Annotated in this window: 25 protein-coding genes; 18 read left to right on the top strand and 7 right to left on the bottom strand. The window is 68.6% G+C overall.

Annotated elements, in window-relative coordinates; all coding sequences use genetic code 11:
- Positions 1 to 19: 19 nt before the first annotated feature.
- Both DFR50_RS03520 and DFR50_RS03515 read right to left on the bottom strand, forming a co-directional pair.
- The gene (locus DFR50_RS03520; protein ID WP_113887822.1) at positions 20 to 1264 is read right to left on the bottom strand and encodes an MFS transporter; all 1245 of its coding nucleotides are present in this window, start codon (positions 1262 to 1264) and stop codon (positions 20 to 22) included.
- Positions 1261 to 1590 carry a hypothetical protein gene (locus DFR50_RS03515; RefSeq protein WP_113887821.1) on the bottom strand — a complete coding sequence of 110 codons (330 nt, stop codon included), beginning with the start codon at positions 1588 to 1590 and terminating at the stop codon, positions 1261 to 1263. Before DFR50_RS03515 ends, DFR50_RS03520 begins: the two co-directional genes overlap by 4 nt.
- 315 nt (positions 1591 to 1905) lie before the next feature.
- Between DFR50_RS03515 and DFR50_RS03510 the strand changes: the two genes are divergently transcribed.
- Both DFR50_RS03510 and DFR50_RS03505 read left to right on the top strand, forming a co-directional pair.
- On the top strand, positions 1906 to 2166 hold the full coding sequence (locus DFR50_RS03510) for an AbrB/MazE/SpoVT family DNA-binding domain-containing protein (RefSeq protein ID WP_170153038.1): 261 nt from the start codon (positions 1906 to 1908) through the stop codon (positions 2164 to 2166).
- Positions 2163 to 2510 (top strand): type II toxin-antitoxin system PemK/MazF family toxin, encoded by a 348-nt coding sequence (locus tag DFR50_RS03505; protein ID WP_113887819.1) that lies wholly within the window; start codon positions 2163 to 2165, stop codon positions 2508 to 2510. The genes DFR50_RS03510 and DFR50_RS03505 overlap by 4 nt, the downstream gene beginning before the upstream one ends.
- 95 nt (positions 2511 to 2605) lie before the next feature.
- Here the strand turns inward: DFR50_RS03505 and DFR50_RS03500 are convergent, their stop codons facing one another.
- Positions 2606 to 3025, bottom strand: coding sequence for a hypothetical protein (locus tag DFR50_RS03500; protein WP_113887818.1), 420 nt, complete (start codon positions 3023 to 3025; stop codon positions 2606 to 2608).
- A gap of 124 nt (positions 3026 to 3149) precedes the next feature.
- Between DFR50_RS03500 and DFR50_RS03495 the strand changes: the two genes are divergently transcribed.
- Together DFR50_RS03495 and DFR50_RS03490 are read left to right on the top strand one after the other, a co-directional pair.
- A complete protein-coding gene (locus DFR50_RS03495) occupies positions 3150 to 3440 on the top strand; it encodes a hypothetical protein (protein ID WP_113887817.1) in 291 nt (96 codons plus the stop codon).
- Between the two features lie 82 nt (positions 3441 to 3522).
- A complete protein-coding gene (locus tag DFR50_RS03490) occupies positions 3523 to 4176 on the top strand; it encodes a DsbA family oxidoreductase (RefSeq protein ID WP_113887816.1) in 654 nt (217 codons plus the stop codon).
- A 3-nt stretch (positions 4177 to 4179) separates the two neighbouring features.
- Here the strand turns inward: DFR50_RS03490 and DFR50_RS03485 are convergent, their stop codons facing one another.
- Entirely contained in the window at positions 4180 to 5394 is a 1215-nt protein-coding gene (locus DFR50_RS03485; protein ID WP_170153037.1) for a DUF2336 domain-containing protein, read from the bottom strand.
- Between the two features lie 119 nt (positions 5395 to 5513).
- Here DFR50_RS03485 and DFR50_RS03480 point away from each other — a divergent pair, with 119 nt between their 5' ends.
- The 3 genes from DFR50_RS03480 to DFR50_RS03470 all read left to right on the top strand — a co-directional run bounded on the left by DFR50_RS03480 (position 5514) and on the right by DFR50_RS03470 (position 7960).
- Positions 5514 to 6008 (top strand): MaoC family dehydratase, encoded by a 495-nt coding sequence (locus DFR50_RS03480; RefSeq protein WP_113887814.1) that lies wholly within the window; start codon positions 5514 to 5516, stop codon positions 6006 to 6008.
- Positions 6009 to 6012: 4 nt separating this feature from the next.
- Entirely contained in the window at positions 6013 to 6750 is a 738-nt protein-coding gene (locus DFR50_RS03475; RefSeq protein WP_113887813.1) for an aldolase/citrate lyase family protein, read from the top strand.
- 232 nt (positions 6751 to 6982) lie between these two features.
- Positions 6983 to 7960, top strand: a complete 978-nt coding sequence (locus DFR50_RS03470; protein WP_210208796.1) for a glycosyltransferase — start codon at positions 6983 to 6985, stop codon at positions 7958 to 7960.
- A 160-nt stretch (positions 7961 to 8120) separates the two neighbouring features.
- On the opposite strand, the gene tam is transcribed toward DFR50_RS03470, so the two are convergent.
- Positions 8121 to 8927, bottom strand: a complete 807-nt coding sequence (gene tam / locus DFR50_RS03465) for a trans-aconitate 2-methyltransferase (protein ID WP_113887811.1) — start codon at positions 8925 to 8927, stop codon at positions 8121 to 8123.
- A 227-nt stretch (positions 8928 to 9154) separates the two neighbouring features.
- Here tam and DFR50_RS03460 point away from each other — a divergent pair, with 227 nt between their 5' ends.
- Positions 9155 to 9379 (top strand): hypothetical protein, encoded by a 225-nt coding sequence (locus DFR50_RS03460; protein ID WP_113887810.1) that lies wholly within the window; start codon positions 9155 to 9157, stop codon positions 9377 to 9379.
- 408 nt (positions 9380 to 9787) lie between these two features.
- Positions 9788 to 11887 (top strand): patatin-like phospholipase family protein, encoded by a 2100-nt coding sequence (locus DFR50_RS03455; protein ID WP_170153036.1) that lies wholly within the window; start codon positions 9788 to 9790, stop codon positions 11885 to 11887.
- Between the two features lie 245 nt (positions 11888 to 12132).
- Here the strand turns inward: DFR50_RS03455 and DFR50_RS03445 are convergent, their stop codons facing one another.
- Entirely contained in the window at positions 12133 to 13848 is a 1716-nt protein-coding gene (locus DFR50_RS03445) for a hypothetical protein (RefSeq protein ID WP_147262646.1), read from the bottom strand.
- Positions 13849 to 14296: 448 nt separating this feature from the next.
- Here DFR50_RS03445 and DFR50_RS03440 point away from each other — a divergent pair, with 448 nt between their 5' ends.
- The 3 genes from DFR50_RS03440 to glcF are packed head-to-tail and all read left to right on the top strand — an operon-like array spanning position 14297 to position 18306.
- A complete protein-coding gene (locus DFR50_RS03440) occupies positions 14297 to 15787 on the top strand; it encodes an FAD-linked oxidase C-terminal domain-containing protein (protein WP_113887806.1) in 1491 nt (496 codons plus the stop codon).
- Between the two features lie 15 nt (positions 15788 to 15802).
- On the top strand, positions 15803 to 17023 hold the full coding sequence (locus DFR50_RS03435; RefSeq protein ID WP_113887805.1) for an FAD-binding protein: 1221 nt from the start codon (positions 15803 to 15805) through the stop codon (positions 17021 to 17023).
- Positions 17023 to 18306, top strand: a complete 1284-nt coding sequence (gene glcF / locus DFR50_RS03430; protein WP_113887804.1) for a glycolate oxidase subunit GlcF — start codon at positions 17023 to 17025, stop codon at positions 18304 to 18306. Before DFR50_RS03435 ends, glcF begins: the two co-directional genes overlap by 1 nt.
- A gap of 22 nt (positions 18307 to 18328) precedes the next feature.
- Here glcF and DFR50_RS03425 read toward each other — a convergent pair whose 3' ends face one another.
- A complete protein-coding gene (locus DFR50_RS03425) occupies positions 18329 to 19531 on the bottom strand; it encodes a polysaccharide biosynthesis/export family protein (protein ID WP_113887961.1) in 1203 nt (400 codons plus the stop codon).
- 817 nt (positions 19532 to 20348) lie between these two features.
- Here DFR50_RS03425 and DFR50_RS03420 point away from each other — a divergent pair.
- From DFR50_RS03420 to DFR50_RS03400, 6 genes are read left to right on the top strand one after another with little or no spacing between them, the layout of a single operon-like run.
- Complete coding sequence (locus tag DFR50_RS03420; protein ID WP_245427291.1) at positions 20349 to 21518, top strand: aminotransferase class I/II-fold pyridoxal phosphate-dependent enzyme; 1170 nt, start codon at positions 20349 to 20351, stop codon at positions 21516 to 21518.
- The gene (locus DFR50_RS31865) at positions 21515 to 22648 is read left to right on the top strand and encodes a hypothetical protein (RefSeq protein WP_170153035.1); all 1134 of its coding nucleotides are present in this window, start codon (positions 21515 to 21517) and stop codon (positions 22646 to 22648) included. Before DFR50_RS03420 ends, DFR50_RS31865 begins: the two co-directional genes overlap by 4 nt.
- 50 nt (positions 22649 to 22698) lie before the next feature.
- On the top strand, positions 22699 to 23013 hold the full coding sequence (locus DFR50_RS32450) for an acyl carrier protein (protein WP_210208795.1): 315 nt from the start codon (positions 22699 to 22701) through the stop codon (positions 23011 to 23013).
- An 8-nt stretch (positions 23014 to 23021) separates the two neighbouring features.
- On the top strand, positions 23022 to 24209 hold the full coding sequence (locus tag DFR50_RS03410) for a beta-ketoacyl-[acyl-carrier-protein] synthase family protein (protein WP_245427289.1): 1188 nt from the start codon (positions 23022 to 23024) through the stop codon (positions 24207 to 24209).
- Positions 24210 to 24218: 9 nt separating this feature from the next.
- The gene (locus DFR50_RS03405) at positions 24219 to 24725 is read left to right on the top strand and encodes a MaoC family dehydratase (RefSeq protein ID WP_113887801.1); all 507 of its coding nucleotides are present in this window, start codon (positions 24219 to 24221) and stop codon (positions 24723 to 24725) included.
- Positions 24722 to 26065: a glycosyltransferase family 4 protein gene (locus DFR50_RS03400; protein WP_113887800.1), complete on the top strand. Its 1344-nt coding sequence runs from the start codon at positions 24722 to 24724 to the stop codon at positions 26063 to 26065. The genes DFR50_RS03405 and DFR50_RS03400 overlap by 4 nt, the downstream gene beginning before the upstream one ends.
- Positions 26066 to 26091: the final 26 nt, after the last annotated feature.

Here is a 26091-nt window from a genome sequence, read left to right as displayed (position 1 = left end):
ATCGCGATCTGAAGCCCGCTCAGCCGCCTTCCGCCATCGGGCCGGCCGGCGACCGCACGTGCGCCCCGCGCGCCAGGGCGAACGCGCCGACGACCGCAGCTGCAAAGCCCGCCGCGGCGCCGACGCCGAGCGCCCAGCGCGGACCCATCGCGTCGGCGATCCAGCCGACGATGGGGGCGCCGATCGGCGTGCCGCCGAGGGCGACGCTGACCCTCAGCGCCATGACGCGGCCGCGCATCGCGGGCTCGGTCGACAGCTGCATCAGGCTGTTCGACACGTTGGTGACGGTGAGCGCGGCGACGCCGATGACGGCGAGCGCGACGGCGAAGGCCCAGTACGACGGCGACACCGCAGCGAAAGCGCAGCCGAGGCCGAAGACGGCCGAACCGACGATCAGCGCGCCGAATCTCGGCCGGTCCCGGCCGGCGGCGAGCAGCGCGCCCGCCACGGTCCCGACCGCCATGCTCGACGACAAGAGGCCATAGCCGAATGCGTCGACGTGGAAGACGCCGACCGCCATGGTGGCGATGAAGATGGTGAAGTTCAGGCCGAACGTTCCGATCAGGAACAGCATCGCGAGGATCGCCACGAGGTCCGGCCGGGAGGCGACATAGCGCAGCCCTTCGGCAAAGCTTCCGCGGGCGCGGCGCGCCCGCGCGATCGGGTGAAGGTCCGGCAATCGGAGGGCGGCGAGCGAGACGAGCACCGCGCCGAACGAAGCGCCGTTGATGACGAACGCCCAGCCGGCGCCGAAGGCGGCGATGATCAGGCCGGAGACGGCGGGGCCGATCATCCGCGCCGCGTTGAACGAGGTCGAGTTCAGCGCCACGGCGTTCGACAGGTCCGCGTCGCCGACCAGCTCGCCGACGAAGGTCTGGCGCGCGGGCGCGTCGAACGCCGCCGCCGAGCCGAACAGGAAGGCGAAGACATAGACGTGCCAGAGCTGGACGAGGCCCGTGACCGTGAGCAGCCCCAACGCCAGCGCCAGCGCGCCCATCGTCGCCTGCGTGGCCATCAGGAGCTTGCGCTGATTCAGGCGATCGGCGGCCGATCCGGTCCAGGGCAGGAACAGAAGCTGCGGCCCGAACTGCAGCGCCATCACCGCCCCGACCGCTTTCGCGTCGTGGTGGGTGAGGGTCGTCAGGACCAGCCAGGCCTGCGCCGTGCGCTGCACCCAGGTTCCGACATTGGAGACGAAGGCGCCGGCGGCCCACACCCGGTAGTTGAAGAACCGCAGCGACCGGAAGACCCCGCTGGCGATCATGGGCTTTTCGGCGCGTTGCCGCCGTTGAACCGCCCGAACCCCCACGCGGAAAAGAGCGCCATCGCCAGCGCGCCGAGGCCGAGCGCCGCCGCGTCGACAAGGTTCCTGAGATCGAAAGCGCCGACCTGACAGACGAGCAGATAGCCGACGACGAGATTGAGGAAGCCCCACAGCGCATTCACCGTCGAAGACGACAGCCCCTGGCCCGGCGGATCGGCGAACGGCGTCTGGAACGGCCGCCCGCTGACGCCGCTGACGAGATGGGGGACGGCGTTGAGGAGAAAGGCGCCGCCGAACAGATAGGAAACAAGATCCAGCCACGCCATATCAGCCGCCCTCTCCGGCGGGGCCCGATCGTCCCTCCGGTCATGCCGACCCTTAGCAGATCGGTAGGTAAACTGCGAAGATATTCTTCTCAGTTTAGCTACCGATAGCGAGTCGATCAGCGGCGCGCGCATGGGCGCTGGGTCGGCGGCCGGCGGGGACGACCTGCCGAACGCACACCGCGAGGGCGTGCGAGGCGGCCCACGGGCGAAGTCGCTCGGCGATCGGCCGGTTTCCCTCTCGGCGGCCTCCCTCAACCCTGTGGACAGCAAGCCCATAATACTCTAGGAATATCTTTCTACAGGAGAGAGCACGCCGTGACGCGCGCGATCGTAGGACGTTGGGGAAAGAATCTTGCGATCCGTTTTCCGGCGGAGCTCGCCGAGGCGGCGCGGCTCAACGAGGGCGAACGGGTCGAGATAGCCCTGTCGGGGGGCGAAGTCGTCATCCGCAAGCTGCCAGGCGAAGCCACAATCGAAGCCTTGTTCGCCGGCAAGTCGCCGGAAGCGTGGCGGGCGCTCTACCACGACGCCTTCGACTGGGGCCCGGATCGCGGGCGTGAGCGCCTCGACGAATGAGCGACGTGGAACACTGGCCCGACGCCGGCGATCTGGTCTGGACCGAGTTCGCCCCGACCCTCGGCCGCGAGCAGACGGGTCGGCGGCCGGCGCTGGTCATATCGTCGGCCGCCTTCACGCGAAACACGGGCTTCGTGCTCGTCTGCCCGATCACGTCGCGAGTCCGCCCGTTCCCGACCAGCGTCGTCCTGCCCGACGGCCTTCCGATCGCCGGCGAAATCCTGCTCAGCCACCTTCGCAGCCTCGATGCGCTCGCAAGGCCGATCCGCCCGATCGGCGCGGCGGTCCCGGCGGAGACGGCGGCCGAGGTGCGCGCGAAGCTCGGGGCGCTGATCGCGATCTGATCGGCGTTCCGACGACCTTCTCCCGTCATCGCCCGGGAGCGGGAAGAGGTCGGCCGAACCGCCCCGAACGCCCGCGCCATGCGTTGAATCGGCGGTCATCGCGCCCGCGCCGCGCGCGCATGCGCCGTCCGGCGGTCGCGGGGCGCGGCGGCCCCGGTTTCCGTCGCCATCCCCCGCGCCAGCGTCAGCGCGAGGCCGTGGTAGCGGTCGTACTCCCGGGCGATCTTCGCCGCCCGGTCGAGCGCGGCGAGGTCGCCGTCCCGCATCGCGCGGCGGGCGGCCTGCATCGCCTGGTCGAGCCGGGCGATCCGCATGGCGATCAAATCCTCGCTCGCGTCCGTACTGCGGCGCGCGACCGCCGCCGCGACCCGCTCGCGCGCGGCCGTGTCGTCGACCGCCGCGCCGTGCGCCGGCGCCCGCCCGGAAAGGGCGCCGCGCGGCGCCGTCTGGCTGTTCGACCTCTGCTTGCGCTTGCGTCCATCGTCCTCGACTCCGGTGTTCGGCTGAAAAGCCATGCCTCGCTCCTTCAAGTATCCGGAACTCATCGATACCACAGATTTGACTTTTCAGAAATAAAATGCTACCGAGCCTGCCCTGGCGGCGCCCTCTCCGGACGCCCACGACGGGGAGGAGGCGGTCATGATCGATCCGGTTCATGCGGCGGCGTGGGCGGGGGCAGGGCGGCTCGCCCTCGACCTGATGCGCACCGCCTCGGCCCTGATGCCGAGGGGGCGCGACAGCGAGGCGATCGGCAGGAGCCTGGACGAAGCCGGCCGGGCGCTCGAGCTCGCCAGCGCGGCGATGGCCCGAGACCTCGGCTATCCGCTGTGCCGCTGCGTCTTTCCGCCGAAGCCGATGCTGTGGGACAACGCCCGCGGCGCGTTCGTCTGCCGGGAGTCCGGCTGCGGCAGGGCGGCGCCCGGCGGATGAGCCGGCCGACCCTTGCCTCGGCGCGCCAAGGGCGCCAGCGTGGCGGGAACGGCGGGCGGATCCCGCGAGAGGAGAGACGGGCATGAGCGACGCAGCGGGACCTCTGACCATCGACGTCGTCAGCGACGTGGTCTGTCCCTGGTGCTATCTCGGGGAGAAGCGGCTCGCCGCGGCGCTCGCCGATGAGCCGGGGCCGGTCGTCGTGCGCTGGCGGCCCTACCAGCTCGACCCGACGATCCCCGAGGGCGGGCTCGACCGGACGGAATACATGGAGCGCAAGTTCGGCCGCGGCGGGCGGCTGAAGGAGGTCCACGACCGCCTGACCGCGCTCGGGCGCGAGGCCGGCGTCGCCTTCGCCTTCGACCGGATCGGGCGCGCGCCCAACACCCTCGACGCGCACCGGCTGATTCGCTGGTCGGCGTCGTCGGGTGCGCAGGGCGCCGTGGTCGACCGGCTGTTTCAGGCCTATTTCGTCGAGGGGCGCGACATCGGCGATCGCGGCGTGCTGGTCGACATCGCAGCCGCGAGCGGCCTCGACGCCGCGCTCGTGGCGCGCCTGTTCGAGGAGGGCGCCGACGTGGACGCGGTGCAGGGCGAGATCGCCGAGGCGCAGGCGATCGGCGTCACCGGCGTGCCGTTCTTCATCTTCGCCGGCCGGCTCGGCGTGCCGGGCGCGCAGGAGGCAGCGGTTCTCAAGCGCGCGATCGACGAGGCGCGCGCGGCGGCTGAGACCTGACCCTCAGGCGGCGTCGAGCGCGAGCACCAGATGGGCCGGCAGCGCCAGCGGCGGAGCGGGGTCGGCCCGGTCGGACAGCGCCGAGGTCGGCGCGACCGGGGCGTCGTTGGCCGGGGGGAACTCGAGCTTTTTCGGCAGCGTCCGCTGCGGAAGCGCCGCCGGCGGCCGTCTCGGGGCGTCCGCGTCCGCTTCCTCCGCCAGGCGGCGCAGATAGAAGATGAATGGCGCGAGCGTCGGGTCGTTCTCCGCTTCGCAGGCGGCGATCGCCGCGACGACGGGCGCCGCGGGAAGCGGCGCGCGCGCCGCTGTCGCCGGCGCCGCGGGCGAGGCGAGCGCCGCGCGCAGCACGGGCAGGGCGGGCGCCGGCAGGCCGGCTTTCGCCGCCGCCGCGGCGAAGGATTTTCCACGCGGATCGCTCACGAGCTTCGCCGCGCGCGCCGGGTCGAGGCCGGCGAGTTCCGCCAACGCCGCGACGAACAGTCTGCGCTCGCCGCCGAGGAGCGAGCGCAGCAGGAGCGCGAGGGTCAGCGCGCCGCGCTGGCCGATGGTGCGGACCAGCGCGGGCAGCTCGTTCTCCGGGCAGCGGGCCGCGAGCCCCGTGAGCGCGACGTCGCGCGCGCGTCGGGCGGCGCGCGAGGCGGCCGGGCGGTCCGCGGCGATCGCGATCGCGGCCTCGACGCAAGCCGGCAGGTCCGGGCGCACGCCGAGCGCCTCGCGGATCCCGGCGTCGGCGGCGAAACGGTCGATCAGCCGCAGGAGCGAAGCGGGGGCGATTGCCGCGCCGCGATTGTCGAGGAGGGCGAGCGCCGATTCGCGCGCGCCGACTTCGGCCAGCGCCGCGGCGGGACCCGCCCCGAGACCGGGACGGCGCGCGACCGCGCACTGGGCGGCGGCGTCGCCGAGGGCGACGCAGTCGACGAGATCGGCGTCGGCGAGCAGCGGCGAACGGGCGAGCAGCGGCAGGGCGACCTCCGACCGGTCGCGGGCGAGCGCGACGACGAGCGCGCGCGGCGCCCGGCGCGCCCCGGCGAAGGCCTCCGCCAGCGCCCGCCGGACCTCGGCCGCGCGGTCGGCGGCGAGGGCGGCGAGCGCCGCGGCGCAGTCCGCGCGCAGCGCCGACGTCATGTCGGCGTCGAGAAAGGCGCGCGCCAGCGCGCTCGCGGCCTCGGCTCGCTCGCGCGTTCCGGCGCGCTGCGCCCATTCGGAAACCCGGCGCACGGCGCACGCGGGCGAAGAAGCGGTCGTGGCGGAGGCTGCGGGTTCGCGAAGAGTCTGCATATCCTAGCGAATATGCGTTTATGGTAAACGGGACGTTAAGACCGACGCCGGAGGACCCCATGCCGACACCCGCCCGCCATCCCCGCGGCGGTCTCTTTTTCGAGGATTTCGCCGTCGGCGACCTCATCCGCCACCGCCTGACGCGGACCGTCACGCAGATGGACAACATGCTGTTCTCCAACATGACCCTCAATCCGCAGCCGCTGCACATCGACGCCCATTTCTGCGCCACCGAGACCGAGTGGGGCCGGCCGCTGATGAATTCGCTGTTCACCCTCGGGCTGATGATCGGCATCTCGGTCAACGACACGACCGTCGGCACCACCATCGCCAATCTCGGCATGACGGACGTGACGTTCCCTGCGCCCCTGTTCGAGGGGGACACGATCCGCGCCGAGACGGAGGTGCTGTCGACACGGGCCTCGAAGTCGCGGCCGGACGCCGGCCTGGTCGAGTTCCGTCATCGCGCGTTCAAGCAGGACGGGACGCTGGTGGCGGAATGCCGGCGCACGGCGTTCATGCGCCGGCGCGGGCCGGAGATCGTCTCCGTGTGAGTCGATGCGCTCGCTGCTCATGACGCCCGGCGACGACATGGGGGCGCTCGCCGCCGCGTTCGCGAGCGCGGCCGACGCCGTCGTCGTCGGCCTCGACGTCGCGCCCGGGCGGCGGGGCGCTGCGCGGACGAGCGCCGCGCGCGCGCTCGCCGAAGCCGCGCTGCGTCCAGGCGGTCCGCTCGCGATCGCGCGCCTGAACCCGCTTCGGTCGGGCGAGACCGACCGCGATCTGCAGGCGATCATGCCGGCCGCGCCTTTCGCCGTGCTGCTGCCCGCCACGGGCGGCCGGGCCGACGTCGAGCGGCTGTCGTCGAAGCTCGCCGTGCACGAGGCGCTGAACGGCGTCGACGACGGGCGTACCGCGATCGTGGCCTCGATCGATACGAGCGAAGGCCTGCTCGCCGCCGCGGCCTTGCGCGGCGCGGCCTCGCGCCTGATCGGCCTGGCGTGGGACGCGGCCGCGCTCGCGGCCGATATCGGCGCCGAGGCGGCTCGCGACGACGAGGGAGTCCTCGCTGGGCCGCTCCGGACGGCGCGGGCAATGACGCTGTTCGCCGCCGCGGCGGCCAGGGTCGGGGCGATCGACGCCGCGTTCCCCGGTCTCGACGACCTCGGCCGGCTGCGGACGGAGGCCGCCGCCGCGCGCCGGGTCGGCTTCACGGGCAAGCTCGCGCTCGATCCGGCCCAGGCGGCGATCATCAACGCGGCCTTCGACGGCGCGCGCCGTCCGGCGCGCCGCTGACCGGCGTTCACGTGTTGATTTAAAGAAAATTCAAGTCGTTCTGCCCAGCCTCTCGTTCATTTCGAGAGCTGTTCAGCCAGCGCATCGCTCGGCGTAACAACGCATGCTAATTTTACGTTGACATTATTGACTAAGAAAGCGCTTGTGGACAAAATTAAGATGGGATAAATGATCGTATACTCCCGATCATAGGGTTATTTCAGTGGCGGACGGACGTCCGGCGGCTCGATTTTTGACCACCAAACCACCGCTGCTGATGTATGCGGCGCTTCTGTTCTGTTTCGGGGTCGCGATGTACCTCTTCGGCGTCGCGCTGGGCGTGGCGCGCTACCTGCTCGGGCTCAACGGTTGGCTCCATCCGATCGACCAGACGATCGTTTGGTATAGCGGCATTCCGGTGACGATCGGCGTCGCCCTGGCGCTGCTGGACCTCTTCGTCCTGCTTTCGCACAAGCGCCCGGACCAGCCGATCCGCGTCGACCCGGTGGCGGACAAGCGGGTCACCGTCGCGCTGACCGCCTTCAACGACGAGAAGAGCGTCGGCGAGGCCGTCAGGGACTTCCGCTCCTCCCCTTTCGTCCGCTCCGTCATCGTCGTCAGCAACGCCAGCACCGACGACACGATGCGGGTCGCCGCGGAAGCCGGCGCGGACACGGTCGACGAACCCCGGCAGGGGTACGGCCATTGCGTCTATCGGTGCTTCAAGGAAGCGCTGGCGCGGAACGATTCGGAACTGATCGTCCTGTGCGAAGGAGACATGACCTTCAGAGCCGCCGACATTGAAAAGCTGCTCGCCTACGCGCCCCATGCCGATATCGTCAACGGAACGCGCACGGTCGAACGTCTGCGCGCCCACACGACCCAACTGACGACCTTCATGGTCTACGGCAATCTTTTCGTCGGCAAGCTCCTGGAAGCCAAGCATCTCGGCCGCGCGACCCTCACCGACGTCGGCACGACCTACAAGCTGTGCCGCCGGGACGCGCTCGCAGCCCTTCTTCCCCATCTCGATCCGGCGGTGAATCTCGAGTTCAACCCGCACTTCCTGGATCGCGCGCTCGAATACGGCCTGACCGTGGTGGAATGCCCGGTGACGTTCCACCCCCGCTGGGGCAAGAGCAAAGGCGGCAACGTGAACAATCGTCGCGCTCTGACGGTCGGTGTGCGCATGATGATCGGAATCGCGACCAACTGGAAGCGGGCAAAATGACGGCGCCAACGGCGGCCTCTCACCGGTCTCGCCTTTGTGTATCCCCGTTCACCCGACTGATGAAGGCGGGCGCGGGTTCCGCTTGGGCTGCGGCCGCTCGCGACGAGGCCGGTGTCGGCTACGGCCTCTTCGTCCGCACGAGGCCGGGGTCGAAGCCGCCTCAGCGGCGCACCGCGACCATGAACAGCCGCGGATAGGGAAGGAGGACCTTTCCATCCGACTGGGCGGGATAGGCGTCTTCGAGGCCCTCGCGATAACGCGCGACGAAGGCGCAGCGCTCGTCGTCGGAGAGCCGTTCGAGGAACGGCTGCAGGGCCGATCCGGCGAAGAAGTCGGCGACGCCGGCGGCGCTGTCGAACATGTAGACGTAGGTCGTCAGCCACAATTCGATCGCCTTCGAAACCGGCTGCAGCCACTCGTAATAATCGTCGACGGCGGCGATGTACGGCTGCGTCTTGGCGACCGGCACGAGGCGCGACGACCACGGGCCTTCGGCGGCGACCATGCGCATCAGCGCATGCGACGATTCGTTGGCGGTCGAGGGCATCTGCGCCGCGAACACGCCGCCCGGCGCCAGGGTCGACGCCAGGCGCGGGATCAGTTCGTGATGGTTGGGCAGGAAATGCAGCGCCGCATTGGTGAAGATGAGGTCGGGCGGCGCCTCGGGCGACCAGCCGGCGATGTCGCCGCGGGCGAACGTCGCGTTCGGGACGAGGTTGCGGGCGTGCGCCAGCATGGCCTCCGACGTGTCCAGGCCGACGAGCCGCGCATCGGGAAAGCGCCGGGTGAGAAGCCGCGAGCTGTTCCCCGGCCCGCAGCCGAGGTCGTAGACGAGCCGCGCCGCGGCGAGCGGGACCCGATCGAGCAGGTCGCGCGCGGCGCGGGTCCGCTCGTCCATGAACTTCAGATAGAGGCTGGGATTCCAGTCGCCCGAGGGGCGCGTTTCCATCTGGACCGACGCTGGCATGGTTCCGGACGACCCGTGAGCCGGCCGCACGCCGGCATTTCAGCATAATATAGTTGACAAAAGTAGTCAACTAATGGACCGCGCGCCCAGGTTCATGCCGTCATGCCCCACGGACTGTGACGCGGCTCACAGCGAACTGACCCGGCGGAAGTTAGCGCAAAAGAGGATCGTTCCGCCACGAGGGGGCGAAGGCGCTGCGCGAGAGCCCGTCTCCGATGGAGAGCGCTATGAACAGGATCGAAAAGCAGGCGGAGTTTTACCGCGGCTATCTGGCCGACGATCGCAGCCTCGCCGCCGTCGCCGCAGTCCTCGTCACCGGAATCGCCGTGTGGCTGCTGATCTACCTCGTCAGCCTCATCGGCCCGGCGCCGGGCCGCGGGGCCTTCCCATCCGCCTCCGGCGCCGGCGATCCGTCCGGGCCGGCCGCCGAACTCACCCAGCGCGCCCGCTGACGGCGAGCGCGGGCGGCGGTCCGCCCTCTCGGGGGTCGCCGCCGGAGCGCCTCCCGGATCGGCCGCGCCGGTTGCGCCGAGTCCCGGTTCCGCTGACGACGACCGGGCCGCGCCCGCTCCGCCGCCGGGGACCGCGGCGCGGAGAGAGAGGCCCGTCTCGGACGACGACCGGAGGGCCGCCGGTTGAGATTTCAGACCGGTGTGGGGCGGGTTCGCCGATCCCGGCGGCGCGCCCTGCGACGGGCCGCTCCGGTGTCGCCGCACGGTCGCGGCTGGCGACGTTCAGGGCTTGCACCCCAGCAAAAAAACTGGATGAATCGGGCGAACTCGTCCGGACCTCGCGGTCGCGCTCGCCCTGCAGGTCGCCTCGACGAGGCGCAGGCCCCTGGATGGGAAGGGAGAAGCGCATTGGCCGATTTGAATATAGATCCCGAATCTGGGGACGCTAAGGTTTTTGAATTGGGATTGACTCTCGCGGGAGCGATATCGGCAGGCGCGTATACTGCGGGGGTCTTGGATTTTCTATTCCAGGCGCTCGACGAATGGGACAGGCATCGGAACGATGAGGGCGTCCCGCAACACCGCGTGGTCATAAAGGTCATAACCGGCGCCTCTGCGGGGGCGATAACAGGCGCGCTGAGCGCCGTGGCGCTCGCCCGCGGTCTGCACGGTCGGGAACTGAGTGAAGCGGAGCGGAACGCATGCTATCCATCCTACCGCTCGCAGGCGCAACCCTATCGCTGCGTCTTGCCGGCGATCTGGCGTACCTGGGTCGAATTGCCGGACATGGCGGGTTCTGGCGAATCTCCTGGGTTTCTCGGGCGAGCCGACCTCGACCGAAGCGGCCTGGAGCTGACGTCGGTACTGGACAGCACCGTACTCGAGCGAATCAAGTCGGAAGCGATCTCGGCTCCGAAAGAAGCTGGCCAGCGCCACATCAATTCAACGGCAGATTACATTTCGAAAGAACTTCATATCTACATGACGCTGTCCAATATGCGTGGTATTCCCTACACGGTCGGGTTCGGCCGCCCCGAGAACCAGTATGGAATGTTGACTCACGGAGACCGCGTACATTATCTCGTCAAGGGCCTTGGCACGGCGGAATCGCGGCCGGCGGCCTGGCTGGAAGAAGACTCGAAGAACGCCGCCATTGTCCTTGATGTCGGCACGCTGCCTGCAGCGCCCGGCGAAACATCTCGGGACTGGGACGCCTACGGGTCGGCGGCGTTGGCGTCGGGAGCATTTCCCGTTGGCTTGGCGCCCCGCCTGTTATCCTATGAGGCTCGCAACTACATCGACCGGAAGCTGCCCATCAATCTGCAGCCGGGGGTGTTCGTCAAACCGTGTTTCCCGGACTCCCTGAAAGACGAATCCGCGCGGTTCGCCTTCCAGACTCTCGACGGTGGGATCGTCAACAACAATCCGTTCGACTACGCGCAGTACGCATTGTTCGGAGGCCCCCCAACGGAGGAGCACAAGAAGGCGGGGGATCGCGCCATCGTGATGGTGGCGCCGTTTCCCGACCCGCCGAAATTCCTTCCTGAGAATGCGCCGAAGCCAGGAATCGCCGCCATCCTCCGTGCGCTGTATCCCGCACTGGTCAATCAGGCGCGATTTCGGATTTCCGAACTCGCGCCGGCCGTGGACGGGCGGGATTACAGCCGATTTCTGATTTCGCCGCGGCGGCGCATACCGAGGACCGTTCGCCCGAATGATTCCGCCGAAAGAGCGCCCGAGGAGCGCTTCGCCATCGCCTGCGGACTGCTGGGCGGCTTTGGCGGCTTCCTCGACAAGTCGTTTCGAGCGCATGACTTTCAACTCGGCCGACGCAACTGCCAGCTGTTTCTTGCCGAGAGCTTCACGGTGCAGGCCAACGGGATCGTGCAAGGACGGCGCGCTGACAACGGCGAAGTCCCGGTGGTCCCGCTGGTCGGATCCGCAGCCGAACCGACGCCGCTACCCAGATGGCCGCAGCTCGAACGCGACGTCTTGGCTCGACTCGAACAGAAAATGCAGGCGCGTCTGGATGCGGTCGTGCCCGCGTTCATCGACGGACAGACGCGCAATCGGCGTCTCCGCTTCGTGATGCGCCGCGGATGGGCGTGGTTTCTGCGCAGGCCGACGCTGCGCCTCATCAAGGCCACGGTGCTCTACGACCTGGTGCGCAGACGACAGGTCGGGGACTACGAGCTGGATCAGGGGGTGATCGAACCGCTTCTGGCGCGTGGTTGCGGGCGAGACGATATCGCCGCAGTGATAGCGGAATTGGTCCATCCCGCCTTCCGGTTTCGCACCGAGGAGGGCATCGCGGGCGCGCTCGACCGAACCCCGGCGTTCGTGAGGGACATTCTCGTCGCGCTTCAGGACGACCGTCTTCCGACGCATTTGCGCAGCTGGCGCGACGTCGCCGGCTGGACGACCTGGGACGGCCGTCCCGGCTTCCTGGAGCGCCGAGCGATATTCCGAATTATCCTTCGGCGGTGGAATCGCCCGACCGTGGGGTGAGCGTGGTCGACGGAGGCTCCATACGGGCCGCCATCGCCCCGAGGTTTTCCGGACTCTCGCGCACCTGCGGCAAGATCGGCGCACGGGCCGGGTCACGCTCCAGACGTTGCGAGAACGCACGGGAACTGTCAGGGCGGGCCGTGTGCTCGAGGGCCCTCTCGAGGATCTCCGCCAAGGTCTGAGACATCGCCTCGCTCCTCATGATTTGCATGATAACGTATTATGACGCTCGGAGGTTCAAATACTCACCGCATTGTTCCGAGCCAGGACGGAGGCGAAGGGTGCCTTATTCCATGCGCGGCGCCAAGCTCGAAACGGACGGTGCTTCCGCCATCGGACCGGCGGTCGAGCGTGAATTGCTCGACGCTGCGAGCGGTCAGCGACAGCAGAAGGGCATGGTCGCCGGCGGGCAATTTCAGGCTGATCGCCCTGCCGCCCGGCTCCTTCCACAACGCGATTTGCCGGCTGGGATTCTCCCCGGGCATTGAAGATCGCGTTAACATGCCCAGGGAGGTGACGGTCAACACGGACGAACCGGGGTCGTCGGCGAGCGAGGTCGCATACCGGCCGGGCCATCGATTTTCGACCTGCGGACCGTCCATCAGCAAGGCCAGGACGAGATTGGGGCCAATCGCGTTCATGACTGTGAGCACAGGGTCGTAGCGCGCCAGATCCTCGCACACCAGAACCGACAACGCAGCGCCGGGACGAAACACGGTGATGAAGCAGTGGCGGTAGCCGACTTCGATCGCCTCCCACCAGCTCGCCTGCGGGTCGAGAACGTTCCCGAGTTGGTAACGCTTGACCTGATCGCCGTCCAGACGCCAACGGTGGTGCTTGGACTGGGAGGATCTCTGCACCACGGTGTGCGACAGCATCCGATACATCGAGGCCGCGTTCCGGGCGCGGCCGTTCTCCCTGTACAGCGTCCCGCAAAGCAACAGCTCGACGTCGGTTTTTTCAGCCAGTTCGTTCGCGACTTGCGCAGCGAAGTCGCTCAGCAGCGCAGTTTCGGGAAGGACGACGGCATGGACCGGCTCAATCTCGGAATGGGCGCGACCGATCAGGTCGATGATGAAGCGGCTGAAGTCCTGCGGCGTGGTCTCCGCCGTCCAGACGCTCGGGTTGAGCGCGAACGCCCGGTCACGGGACGCCGGCCGGGCGGCGAGCGGCTTGAAGCTGCTGCCGGGCAGCGTATACGGGAACGGAATGACGAGCAAATTGAAGGGCCTGAGTTGCTCCTCCTGTCCCGTTGCAATCCGCCAGTGCGTCGTCACGTGGCCTATCGAGGGCAAGAGCGCCACGTGGTGTGTGAGCGACCGTAGGGTGCAGCCGACGGAGGGCGTGCTGGCTTTGGGCTGAACGCAGGCGACAGCGGGCGGAACCATTGCGCATATGCTGTGCGGAACGAACGGTAGGTTGCGCCCTCCCATGACCGAAACGTCCGGCGTCGCATCCTGCTTCTTCAGCCAGGCGACGTGTTCCTCGAACACCACGTAAGCGGCGCCCGCTTCCGCGGCCTGCCTCGCCCCCGGCGTGAGATTGTCGCCGACCGGGAGCGGGAATCCCACGCCGGCGCAGGCGTCGTCCGCAATGGTGAGGAGCTTGAACACCAATGCCTTCCATCCGGAACTGGCGTCGCTGCCGTCGTCGAGCCGGGCTTTCTGATATCGACGCACCAGCGCAGACCAAGAGTCCTGGACTGCTTTCGGCGGCGCTCCGGAGTTGCGCCATTGTCCGCCGAGCTCCTCCACCTCCTTGCAGTGGTCGGGTCCGCAGACAAAACATTTATCCCAAGATGATGTAAATGCAGTATCGGAATAGAGCCCCGATCGCTCGGTGATGCTGGCGACCGCGGCGAAAAGGTCAGGAGGCCAGCTCGGCACACTATCCCAGCCGGTATCACTGCTGTTGCAGCCATCCGGCAACACCGCCTTCAAGGCGTCGAGAATAGTCGTCAAGATCGAAGCTCCAAAAAAATCAATTGTTGAAATATTGTAACCAATCGTGGATTGCTTGACGCAAGAAAGACAGACGGCGCGGCGGCCGTCAAGGCGCTCCCGTCTGATCCGTGGTCGCGGTCGTGTCGTGACGGGTGGATCATCGCGACGCACAGTCGACCTCACCGAACGTGGGGTGTGGCCGCGGGTCGACGAGCCATGCAGAGGTCCGCAAGCCCCGACCGCGCCGGCGGACCGCGCCCGGTCGAGTCGTCGGGCCACGCCGCCATTTGGCTCTCGACGGAACGGCGCCGCTCGCCGATAAGGGACGGCTGCGGACCCAGCGCCGGCGCGAAGCCCGGCCGACGCTGGCCAGACCGACTTCAGGCGTCCGTCGCGGCGCCGGCGTGGGGAGGGAAGCGAAGGTGAGCGCGTCGCTGAACAGGCGTTTGGCCGCGGGAGCGGGCCGATGATCGCGATGCCGGAGCCGGACCGCGCCGTGCTCGCCCGGCGCGCCGAGATCGTGGCGGCGCTGCGAACAATCGTCCCCGGCGAAGGCGTGATCGACAGGGCGGCGGAACTCTCCGCCTTCGAGTGCGACGGGCTGACCGCCTACCGGCAACCGCCGATGGTCGCCGTCCTCCCCGGAACGACGGCGCAGGTGGTCGAGGTGCTGCGCTACTGCGCCATGAACGGCGTCAAGGTCGTGCCGCGCGGCGCCGGGACGTCGCTCTCGGGCGGCGCCCTGCCGCTCGCCGACGGCGTCCTGCTCGGGATGGGCAAGTTCAACCGCATCCGCGAGGTCGACGTCGCCAACCGCTGCGTCGTGGCCGAGCCCGGCGTGACCAATCTCGCCATCACCCAGGCCGTCGAGGGGCTCGGCCTCTATTACGCGCCCGATCCCTCGAGCCAGATCGCCTGCACCATCGGCGGCAACGTCGCCGAGAATTCCGGCGGCGTGCATTGCCTGAAATACGGCCTGACCACCAACAACGTCATCGGCGTCGAACTGGCGACGATCGAGGGAGAACTGTTGCGCTTCGGCGGCAAGCATTTCGACGCCTCCGGCTACGATCTGCTCGGGGCGATCATCGGCTCCGAGGGCATGCTCGGCGTGGTCACCGAGGTCACGGTGCGCGTGCTGCCGAAGCCGCCCGGCGCGCGCGCGCTGCTGATCGGCTTCGCCTCGGTCGAGGGAGCGGGGGCCTGCGTCGCCGGCGTGATCGGCGCGGGCGTCATTCCCGGCGGCATGGAGATCATGGACAAGCTCGCGGTCGAAGCGGCCGAGGCCTTCGTCCATGCCGGCTATCCGCTCGACGCCGCGGCGCTGATGATCGTCGAGCTCGACGGCTGCGAGGCGGAGGTCGACGCCCTCGTCGCCGAGGTCGAGGCGATCGCGCTCGAGAACGGCGCGACGAGTTGCCGCTCGAGCCGGTCCGAGCGGGAGCGGCTGCTGTTCTGGGCCGGGCGCAAGGCGGCGTTTCCGGCGGTCGGCCGCATCTCGCCCGACTATTACTGCATGGACGGGACGATCCCGCGCCGGGAAATCGGCCGGGTGCTGCGCCGGATCGAAGCGATGGAGGGCGAATACGGACTTCGCTGCGCCAACGTGTTTCACGCCGGCGACGGCAATCTCCATCCGCTGGTGCTCTACGACGCCAACAAGCCCGGCGAACTCGACCGGGCCGAGGCGTTCGGGTCGGCGATCCTGCGGCTGTGCGTGGACGTCGGCGGCGTGCTGACCGGCGAGCACGGCGTCGGCGTGGAAAAGCGCGACCTCATGGACACGATGTTCACCGAAATCGACCTCGCCCAGCAGCAGCGTCTGAAATGCGCCTTCGACGCCGGGGGCCTTCTCAATCCCGGCAAGGTGTTTCCCCAGCTCTGCCGCTGCGCCGAACTCGGCCGCATGCACGTCAGCGGCGGCGCGCTTCCCTTTCCCGATCTTCCGCGTTTCTGACGGAGCCGGCGCCGGATGTCGACCTTTACCCCGTCGGACGCTCGCGAGACCGCTGAAACCGTGGCCTGGGCGGCGGCGGAAGGCCGCGCGCTCGAGATCGTCGCGGGCGGGACCAAGCGCGGGCTCGGCCGCCCGATGACGACGGAGCACGTGCTCGACGTGTCGCGGCTCGCAGGCGTCGTCACTTACGAACCTGCGGAACTGGTGCTTACCGTCCGGCCCGGGGAGAGGTTGGCGGCCATCGCGGCGGCGCTCGAGGCCGAAGGCCAGATGCTGGCGTTCGAACCGCCGGACTGGCGACAATTGCTCGGCAGTTCCGGCGAGCAGACGCTCGGCGGAATTGTCGCCTGCAACCTGTCCGGGCCGCGCCGGCTGCGCGCGGGCGCGGCGCGCGACTTCGTGCTCGGCTTTTCCGCCGTCAACGGCTTCGGCGAGACGTGGAAGGCCGGCGGCAAGGTGGTCAAGAACGTCACCGGCTACGACATGGCCAAGCTCCAGGCGGGCGCCTACGGCACGCTGTCGGTGCTGACCGAAATCACCGTCAAGACGACGCCGAGGCCGGCGACGTCGTGCACGCTGGCGCTCGCCGGGCTCGACGACGAGGCGGCGATCGCGGCGCTGGCGCGCGGCCTCAATTCGCCGTTCGAGGTCACCGGCGCGGCGCATCTGCCCGCTCGAAGCGCGCGCCGCTCGGGCGTCGGCGCGGTGGCCGGCGGCGCTGCGGCGGTCACCCTGCTGCGCCTCGAGGGGCCGCCCGCTTCCGTCGCCTGGCGCGCCGACGCGCTCGAAGCCCTGCTCGGGCGCGCGGTTCGCCTCGGCGACGCCGAGACCCGCGCCGTCTGGCGGGAGCTCGGCGCGGTCGCGCCGCTGCTCGGGCCCGGCCGGCGCGTGGTCTGGCGCCTGTGCCCGACCCCGAGCCGGGCGGCGTCGCTCGCCGGCGCCTGCCGCGCCGCCTTCGATTCGGCGGAGGTTTTTTACGACTGGGGCGGCGGCCTGGTCTGGCTCGCTCTCGATCAGGCCGAGGCCGCGGACGACGGCGGGGCCGCGCGCGTCCGCGCCGCGATCGCGGGCATGGGCGGCCACGCCACCCTGATCGCCGCGCCGGATTCGATCCGCGCCGCGACGCCCGTCTTCCAGCCCGAGGAGCGCGGCGTGGCCCTGCTGGGCGCGCGAGTGAAACGCGGCTTCGATCCCCGCGCCATCCTCAATCCGGGCCGGTTGCGCGAGGGCCTCTGATGCAGACGCATTTTACGACGGCCCAGCTCGAAGACCCCGACGTGCGCGAGTCGGAAAAGATTCTCCGCGCCTGCGTGCACTGCGGCTTCTGCACCGCGACCTGTCCGACCTACGCCCTGCTCGGCGACGAGCTCGACAGTCCCCGTGGGCGCATCTACCTGATCAAGGACATGCTCGAGACCGGGCGGGCGCCGACCGCGGAGGTCGTCAAGCACGTCGACCGATGCCTGTCCTGCCTCTCCTGCATGACGACCTGCCCCTCGGGCGTGAACTACATGCATCTGGTGGATCACGCCCGCCACCACATCGCGGCGACGTTCAAGAGGCCGCTCATCGACCGGGTCATGCGGCGCGCCCTCGGCCTCGCGCTGCCGCGTCCAAAGCTGTTTCGCGCGCTCATGCGGGCGGCGGGTTTGGCGGCGCCGCTCGCCGGGCTCCTGCCCGGGCGCCTCGGCGCGGCGCTGAGCCTCGTTCCGCGCCGGCTGCCGGCGCCGTCGCCGGTCGATCGGCCGCAGGTTTTCGCGAGCGAAGGCGCGAAGGCGCGGCGGGTCGCGCTGCTCGGCGGCTGCGCCCAGCAGGTCCTGGCGCCCGAGATCAACGAGGCGACGATCCGGCTCCTCACCCGTCATGGCTGCGAGGTGGTCGTCGCCGCGGGCGCCGGATGCTGCGGCGCGCTCACCCATCATCTCGGGCAGGACGGACAAGCCTTCGCCCGGGCGAACGTCGTCGCCTGGACGCGGGAGATCGAGCGCGGCGGGCTGGACGCCATCGTCGTCAACGCCTCCGGCTGCGGCACGACGGTGAAGGACTACGGCTTCCTGTTCCGCAACGATCCGACCCTCGCGGCGCCGGCCGCCGTGGTCGCGGCGCTCGCCCGCGACGTGACCGAACTCGTCGACGAGATCGGACTTCTCCGGCCCGCCGTCGCGGTCGGCCGTCGCGTCGCGTATCACAGCGCTTGCTCGCTTCAGCATGGCCAGCGCGTTCGCGATCAGCCCAAGGCGCTGCTGCGCGCAGCCGGTTTCGTCGTGGTCGAGCCGCCGGAGGCGCATCTGTGCTGCGGCTCGGCGGGAACCTACAACCTGCTGCAGCCTGAGCTCGCGACGCGGCTGCGCGACCGGAAGGCGGCGGCCCTCGAGAGCGTCTCGCCGGACCTCGTCGCCGCCGGCAACATCGGCTGTCTGACCCAGATCGCGGCCGGCACGGCGCTTCCGGTGGCGCACACCGTCGAACTGCTCGACTGGGCGACGGGGGGACCGAGGCCGCGCAGCCTGCCGGCCTGAACCCCGAGGCGTCGGTCTTCGTTTACTTGAGCGTCGAGGTGGCGCTCGCGATGCTCGCCACCGAGCCGATCGTGCCGATGCCGCCGCCGATGATCCCGAACACCTTCTGCACTTCCGTCGAGGGCGAGTTCGACACGTAGAGGAAATCGCGATTGGCCATGCGGAAGTTCTGCTGCAGGAACAAGCTGTTCGGGTCGGTGAGGTCGAGCCGGTAGACGACCGGCGTCAGGCGGCCGGGACGGACCAGCGGACTGGTCGGCGCGAACTGGCGAGCGACCGAATCGGGCTCGTAGCGGAAGATGAAGACGCCGCGCGGGTCCGATCGGTTGTCCTGCAGCCCGCCCGCCTTGGCGAGCGCTTCGGCGAGCGAAATTCCATCGGCGTTGAACGGGATTTCGGCGTTGGAGCCGGTCGCGCCATAGGCGATGAACGTCTGCGGGTCGTGAACCAGCGTCAGGGTGTCTCCGGGATGGAGATAGATGTTTTCCCGCGGGTTGTTGACGATCGTGATCAGCGGAATGCGCGAAGTCGTCGAACCGCGGGAAAGGTCGACGAAGGTTTCGTTCACCGGCGCCCGGATGCCGCCCGCGGTCGCCAGGACGTCGAGCAGCCGGTCGCCCTTGACGGTCAGCGGCACGCGCGCGCCCGCAGCGACCTCGCCGCCGACGCTGACGGAGCCGCCGGCCGTCTTGGTGATGTTGACGAGGACCTGCGGCTGGATCGCCTTGCCTTCCAGCGCGCGCTCGATCTGCTGCTGAACGGCGCGGGTCGTCTGACCCGCCACGTGGATTCGGCCGGCGTAAGGCATGGTGATGCCGCCGTCGCGGCCGACCACCTGTTCCGGAATCGTCGCGCTGTTCGAACCGGTGCTCGCCGTAGCGCCGCTCGTCGTGGTGGCGGCGGCGGACGAGAACAAGCCGCCGGCCGCGGCCTCCCAGACCGTGATCGTGATGGCGTCGCCAATTTCGATCGCGGGTTCGGCCGAGGGCTGGCGGTCGCCGAACTGCGCCGACAGGCTGCCGAATCCGTGCCGCCTCAAGGCTTCGACGGCCGTCGGCGTAATGTCGACGACGAGATATCGCTGGCTCTGATCGGTGTCGACCTGCCGGGCGGAAACATCTTTTGCGCTCGGTCCGGAGTCCGGCAGCGAGGAGCATCCGGCGAGCGCAAGCACAACGGCGCCCGAAAGAGCGCCCGCAAGACCCAGTTTCCCTGATCGCCCCATGAACGGCCCCATTTCGACTTCCCCGTCTATCAAGCCGGACCGGCTCTGGCTACGCCCCCACCGACCCGCGGATGCGCACACGCAGACGGGTGTTGCGAAAATGACACGGCTGGAGAGGAGCTTCCGCTTTCCAAGCGACAATGTTAGCGACGACGAGATACCACCTCTTCGCAGGAAGTCGACGTATATGGAATTCACGCGGCAGCTCTGGATGCGTCACCTACTGCTGATAATTACCGTAAAACTAATTTCAGATCGCTTCGATATCTATGTTCGACGCTGTAGTCGCCGTTTCTCACGGCAGAGGCGAATCAATACCTTGGTTCACTCCGGTTGCTTGGGCAGCGGGTTGACATTGCGGCGAAACTTCGATCAAACAACCGGGCGCGCCCGCCTTGGGCCGACGAGGGTGGCGGCTCGAGGCGGCGCAATGACGAGCCTCGTCGGTTCTCGGGATGCGTGGGTCTGGACGGTGCGCCGTAACTTGGCTTCCGATGACGTGCGTGCGGCGTCGCGGAGGCGGGCGATGGCGTCCACGGACGGGCAGCAAGCACCGTATAAAATTTGTAATTTTGTTGCGCGCGCGGAACGTTTAATGCGATAAGGGAAGGTGCCGGTCTCCGATGAACGGACGCAAGTGATGGATTTACTTCCGATTTCAGGCGACGAGCCAAAATATAGAGGTCCGTCCGCCGCCTCCAGCCCCCGCGACCTTTCGGAGAAGCAGGACGCTGTCGACTCGGATATATCCACCGATTGCTTTGAAACCTTGCCTCGGATGCAGGAACAGCGCGCCTTTTCTGCGGAAATTAAGCGATTGGGTCATCGACACCCGTACTTCCTGGTCCATGAAGGCCGCGCCGGCGCCTCGACCGTCGTCGACGGCGAGTCGCTGATCAACTTCTCCTCCTACGACTATCTGGGTTTCAATCAGCATCCCGACGTGCATCGAGCGGCGGTGGAGGCGGTGGGGCTCTACGGGGTGTCGCCATCCGCCAGCCGGCTGGTCGCGGGCGAACGGAAAATCCACACCGATCTCGAACGCGCGCTGGCCGAGCACTACAGCCAGGACGCCAGTCTCTCGTTTGTGAGCGGATACGGGACGAACGTCAGCGTAATCGGCGCGCTGATGGGCCCCAAGGATCTGATTCTGTTCGATTCGTTGGCGCACAACAGCATCATCGCCGGGGCGAAGCTGTCGGGAGCCAAGGTCAGGTCGTTTCCGCACAACGACCTCGACGCGCTCGACGCCGCGCTGCAGCGGCGGCGCGGCCTGTATCAGCGTGTGCTGATCGTCGCCGAGGGGCTGTACAGCATGGACGGCGACGTCTGCGACCTGCCGAGGCTGGTCGACATCAAGACGCGCCACCGCGCCATGCTGATGATCGACGAAGCCCATAGCCTGGGCGTTCTGGGCCGCCATGGACGCGGATCGTTCGAACGCTTCGGCGTCGACCCGCGATCGGTCGACATCTGGATGGGAACGCTGTCGAAGACGCTCGCCTCGTGCGGCGGCTTCGTCGCCGCGTCCTCCACCCTGATTGAATTTTTCAAGCACAACGCCGGCGGGTTCGTCTTCAGCGTCGCGCTCGCTCCGGCCTTCGCCGCAGCGGCGCTGGCGGCCCATCGGCTGCTGCTGGTGAGCGGGGAGCGCGTCGAACGCCTGCGCGAGAACGCCGGGTTGTTCAGCCGCCTCGCCCGCTCGCAGGGCCTCGACCTGGGCGAAAGTCTCGGCGAGGCGGTCATTCCCGTCATCGTCGGCGACTCCGTTCGGGCGGTGGCGGTGAGCTCCAATCTGCTCGGACGGGGCGTCAACGTTCAGCCGATCATCTACCCGGCGGTCCGCGACGGCGCGGCGCGACTGCGTTTCTTCATCAGCTCCGAGCATTCGCGAGAGCAGATCGAAGTCGCAGTTCTCTGCCTCGCTGAAGAGTTGAGACGGGCAGGGACGGAGCAGGGGCCCGTCGCCCAGCGGGGTTCGCGATGAACGGCTTTGAAGTACGTCCCGTCCGCGACCGCGCGGGGCTCGATGATTTCATCGTCGCGGCGCGGCGGGCCGAGGCGTCGAACCGGCAGTGGGTCGAGCAGGTGCACGACGAGGCGCGGCAAATGTTCGACGCCAAGTCGATTTTTCTGAAAGAGAACGCCGTTCAGCCGTTTGTCGCCTATCGCTCGGGAGAGCCGGTCGGCCGGATCGTGGCGACGGTCGACGCCGGACACCAGAAAAAATACGGGGATCGCTGCGGATTTTTCGGATTCATAGAATCGATCGACGATCCGGCCTGTTTTGCGGCGCTGTTCGGGGCCGCCGAGTCCTTCCTGCGCGACAAGGGCATGGCCCTGTCGCGCGGGCCATTCGGGCTGAACGTCAATGGAGAAACCGGGCTGCTCGTCGAGGGCTTCGACCAGGCCCACATCATGCAGACGAATCACTGCCCGCCATACTATGGCGACGCCATCGAGACCTTGGGTTACGTCAAGGCGACGGATCTTTACGCGCTGATGTGCGCTGTTCGGGAATCCAACGTCCCGGAACGGGTGGCGCGTGAGATCGCGAAGGGGAGGGCGCCGAAGATCGACATTCGCACCGCCTCCTATCGCAATTTCTTCGGCGACCTCCACACGCTGATCGACTTCTACAACGACGCCTGGTCGGAGAATCGATGGGCGCTGCCGATGAGCCGTGCGGAAGCGGATTTCACCGGCAAGATGATGCTGCCGATCGCGAGGCCGGGCTGGATCTATTTCGCCTCCTACAAGGGCGAACTCGTCTCCGTCATCGCGCAGGTGCCCGACGTCAACGAGGCGCTTCAGGGGCTCGACGGAAAGTTGTTTCCGACCGGCCTTCCCACGCTGCTCTGGCGGCTGCACGTTCGGGGAACCCGGCGAGCCCGCGTCCTGCTCGCGGCGACCGCCAAGAAGTGGCGCGACACGATCGTCGGCGTCGCGGCGATGGGCCAGCTGATGGCGCGATCGATCGCCGACGCCCGCAAGGCGGGCGTCGAAGAGGTCGAGTACAGCTGGATCCTCGAGGACAATCGGGCCGCCCTCGCGCCGGTCATGAGCCTTCCTGCGCGTCGCACGCGAGTTTTCAGGATTTACGAAAAGCAGCTCTAGGCCGCCGGTTTGCGACAATGGGGCCGTCATCGGCGGGAATCAGGCGGAACATGACGAAAGATCATAGCGAGCAGGCGCCGGGCGCGACGACCGAAAGCGGAGACATCCGCGCCGACGTCACGCGGGTATTGAAGGACATCATCGCCCGGCGCACGCAGCGGGACAGCGCCGGCTGGACGGAACAGACTGAGCTCAAGGACACCGGGCTCGACTCGTTCGATGCGATCGAATGCATCTTCGAGTTGGAAGAGCATTACACGGTCGACATCGACTTCAACGCCAACAATCCGGACACGAAGCTGGAAACGATCGGCGACTTCATCGATCTGGCGACCCGCGCCATCGTTGCGGGGCCAAAAGGGTGAGGCGTGTCTTGGTCGCCGGCGTCGGCGTGATTTCCAACGCCGGGATTACGCCGGAGGCGTTCTGGGATTCGCTCGTCGCCGGCGAGGGTCATTTTTCCACGCCGAAGCTCGCTCCCGGACTGTCCATGCGCGTGGGCGCCGTCGAAGACGAGACCCACTTGCAGGGCTTGCCCGTGCGCTCGCTCGCGGCCCTGGATCGGTCCGGCGGCTTCGCCGTCGCCGCCGCCTGCCGAGCGCTCGCCGACGCCGGGATGCGATGCCCGGTGGAGGACCCTGAACGCGTCGCCGTCGTCCTTGGAAATGGGGCCGGCGGGCAGGAGGCGATCGAGGCGCAGTACAGACGCGTATATCTCGAAGGGAAAAAACCGCATCCGCTGACGATCGTCCGCGGGATGGTCAGCGGATGCGCGAGCCAGGTGTCGATGGCGTGCGGCGCACAGGGTCCGTGCTTCGTGACGTCGAGCGCCTGCGCCTCGTCGACGCACGCGCTCGGCGTCGCGGCTTCGCTGATCCGGGCTGGCGTCGTCGACGTCGCGATCGCCGGCGGGACGGAAGCCTTTCTCACCGAGGGTTCGCTTCTCTCCTGGGAAGCGATGAAGATCGTCAGCCGGACCAAGTGCCGTCCTTTCTCGAGGACCCGTGACGGGCTCGTGATCTCCGAGGGCGCCGGCGTGCTCGTCCTCGAGTCGGAAGACCATGCCCGCGCCCGAGGCGCCAGACCGGAGATCGAACTGGCCGGGTTCGGTTCGAGCGCCGACGCCGGCGATCTCCTGCAGCCGTCGGCCGACGGAATGCGCCGCGCCATCCTCGCGGCGCTGCGCGACGCCGATCTTTCTCCCGGCGACATCGATTACGTCAATGCTCACGGGACCGGGACGCGCTCGAACGACATCACCGAAACCGAGGCGATGACCCGGGTGTTCGGCCGCGACGCCCGCCCGCCCGTGTCGTCGACGAAGGCGGTCACCGGCCACGCGCTCGGCGCCGCCGGAGCATTGGAAGCGGTCGCCACGGTCCTGGCGATGCGCCGGCAGGTGGCGCCGCCGACGGCGAATTACGACCAGCCCGATCCCGAATGCGATCTCGATTGCATCCCGAACGCCGCGCGCGCCATGCGGATCGACGCCGCGCTCTCGAATTCGTTCGCCTTCGGCGGCCTCAACGCCACGGTGGCGTTCCGTCGCAGCGGCGCGTGAGCGGCGCCGGTGATCGGCTGGAGCGACATCGTCGACGCTGAGGGTTCCCTCGATCTCGGCGCAACCGACTGGCGGGCGCTCTCGCAGGCGCAGGTCGACCTTTTCGCCCGGGCGACCGGCGACGCCCAGTTCCTTCACGTCGACCCGGAGCGCGCGGCCAGAGAGGGACCATTCGGCGGCGCGATCGCGCACGGGTATCTCCTCGTCTCGCTGATGCCGGCGCTCCTCGCGCAGCGGATCGTCCTGCCCCCGGGAGCGGCGGTCGTGAACTACGGGCTCGACAAGCTGCGCTTCGCCGATCCGGTCCGGGTCGGGGCGCGGTTTCGCGGACGGTTCGTCGTTACGGCCCGCAACCGGCTCGGGCCGGGGAAAACCCTGGTGAAGGCGCGCGCCGCCATCGAGGTCGAAGGCGCCGCGCGGCCCGCCGTCACGGCCGATCCGCTGATCGCGCTCGTCCGGTTGCGCGACGCCTTCCAGACCCCGGAGGGCGCGCCTCCGGCGGCGGCGCCGGCATGACCTCGCGTCCGGTCCTGTACGACCTCACCCGGCTGTTCTCGCGCGTGTTCAACCGGACCCCCAACGGGATCGATCGCGTGGATTTCGCCTTCGCCGATCATTTCCTCGGCGCGCGGGGCGCAACCGGCTACGGCCTTCTGATGACCCCGATCGGTCCGCGGGTCTATTCGCAGGCGGCGGCGCGCGAGGTCGTCGACCTCGTCCGTCGCCACTGGGGCGAGGAAGTCGTCCCCGATCAGGACCGGCATCTGACCCACGTCTCCGCAGCGCTGCGCGACGATTCCCCGGAGCGCCGCTTCTCCAAGGGCCGCGCCGGCCAGTTCGCCGAGTCGCTGCGATGGATGGCGCGCCACGGCGTCTGGCTCGGGCAGGCGCCGGGGCGGCTCGCGGCCGACGGCGCCGTCTATCTGAACGTCAGCCAGTACCTGATCGATTTCGACCTCTGCCTGCGCTGGCTCGGCGCCAACCCCGCCATCGACGGCGTGTTCTTCCTGCACGACCTGCTGCCGCTCCAGTTGCCCGAGTATTTCCGGCCGACCGAATATCGGCGGCACGAGCACAGACTCAGGGGCGTCGCGCGCCGCGGACGCGCGGCGATCGTATCCAGTCAGTCGGTGCGGTCCGCGCTCGCGCGTCACATGGCCGGCCTCGGCAGGCCCGACCTGCCGATTCTGGTGGCGCCGCTCGCGCCCGACCCGACGTTCTCGACCGTCGAGACGGCCGCGACCGCCGACCCGGAGGCGCCCTATTTCGTGATGTGCGGCACCATCGAGCCGCGCAAGAATCATCTGTTGATTCTGCAAGTCTGGCGAGACCTGGTCGCGCGTTTGGGAGACCGCGCGCCCAAGCTCGTCCTCGTGGGCGAACGCGGCTGGGAGAACGAGCACATCATCGACCTGCTCGACCGCAGCGTGTCGCTGCGTCGGCACGTCGTCGAAGTGTCCGGACTGCCGACGCCGAGCCTGAAGCGGCTGATGCTCGGGGCGAGAGCGCTGCTGATGCCGTCGTTCGGCGAAGGCTACGGCCTGCCGATCGTCGAGGCGCTGGCCGCCGGCGTCCCGGTCATCGCCTCCGACATTCCGGTGTTCCACGAGATCGGCGGCGGCCGGATGACGATGATCGATCCGACGGACGGTCCCGGCTGGCTCGCCGCCATCCGCGCCTATGCCGACGACGCCGGCGGAGCGCGCACGCAGGCTCTGGCGCGCCTGAACGGCTACCGCGGCCCCGCCTGGGCGTCGACGCTTGCGGCGGTCGAGAGCTTTCTGGCGGGGTTGCCCGAGGAGAGGGGTCGCTGCGGGGCGCCTTCGGAGGCCCGCAAGACCGAGGCGGCGCTTTAGTGTTCGGCCGACGAACGCCTGCTGGC

The sequence above is a fragment of the Roseiarcus fermentans genome (genome assembly GCF_003315135.1).
Classification (GTDB): Bacteria; Pseudomonadota; Alphaproteobacteria; order Rhizobiales; family Beijerinckiaceae; genus Roseiarcus; species Roseiarcus fermentans.
This window is presented reverse-complemented; position numbering and strand designations above follow the sequence as displayed.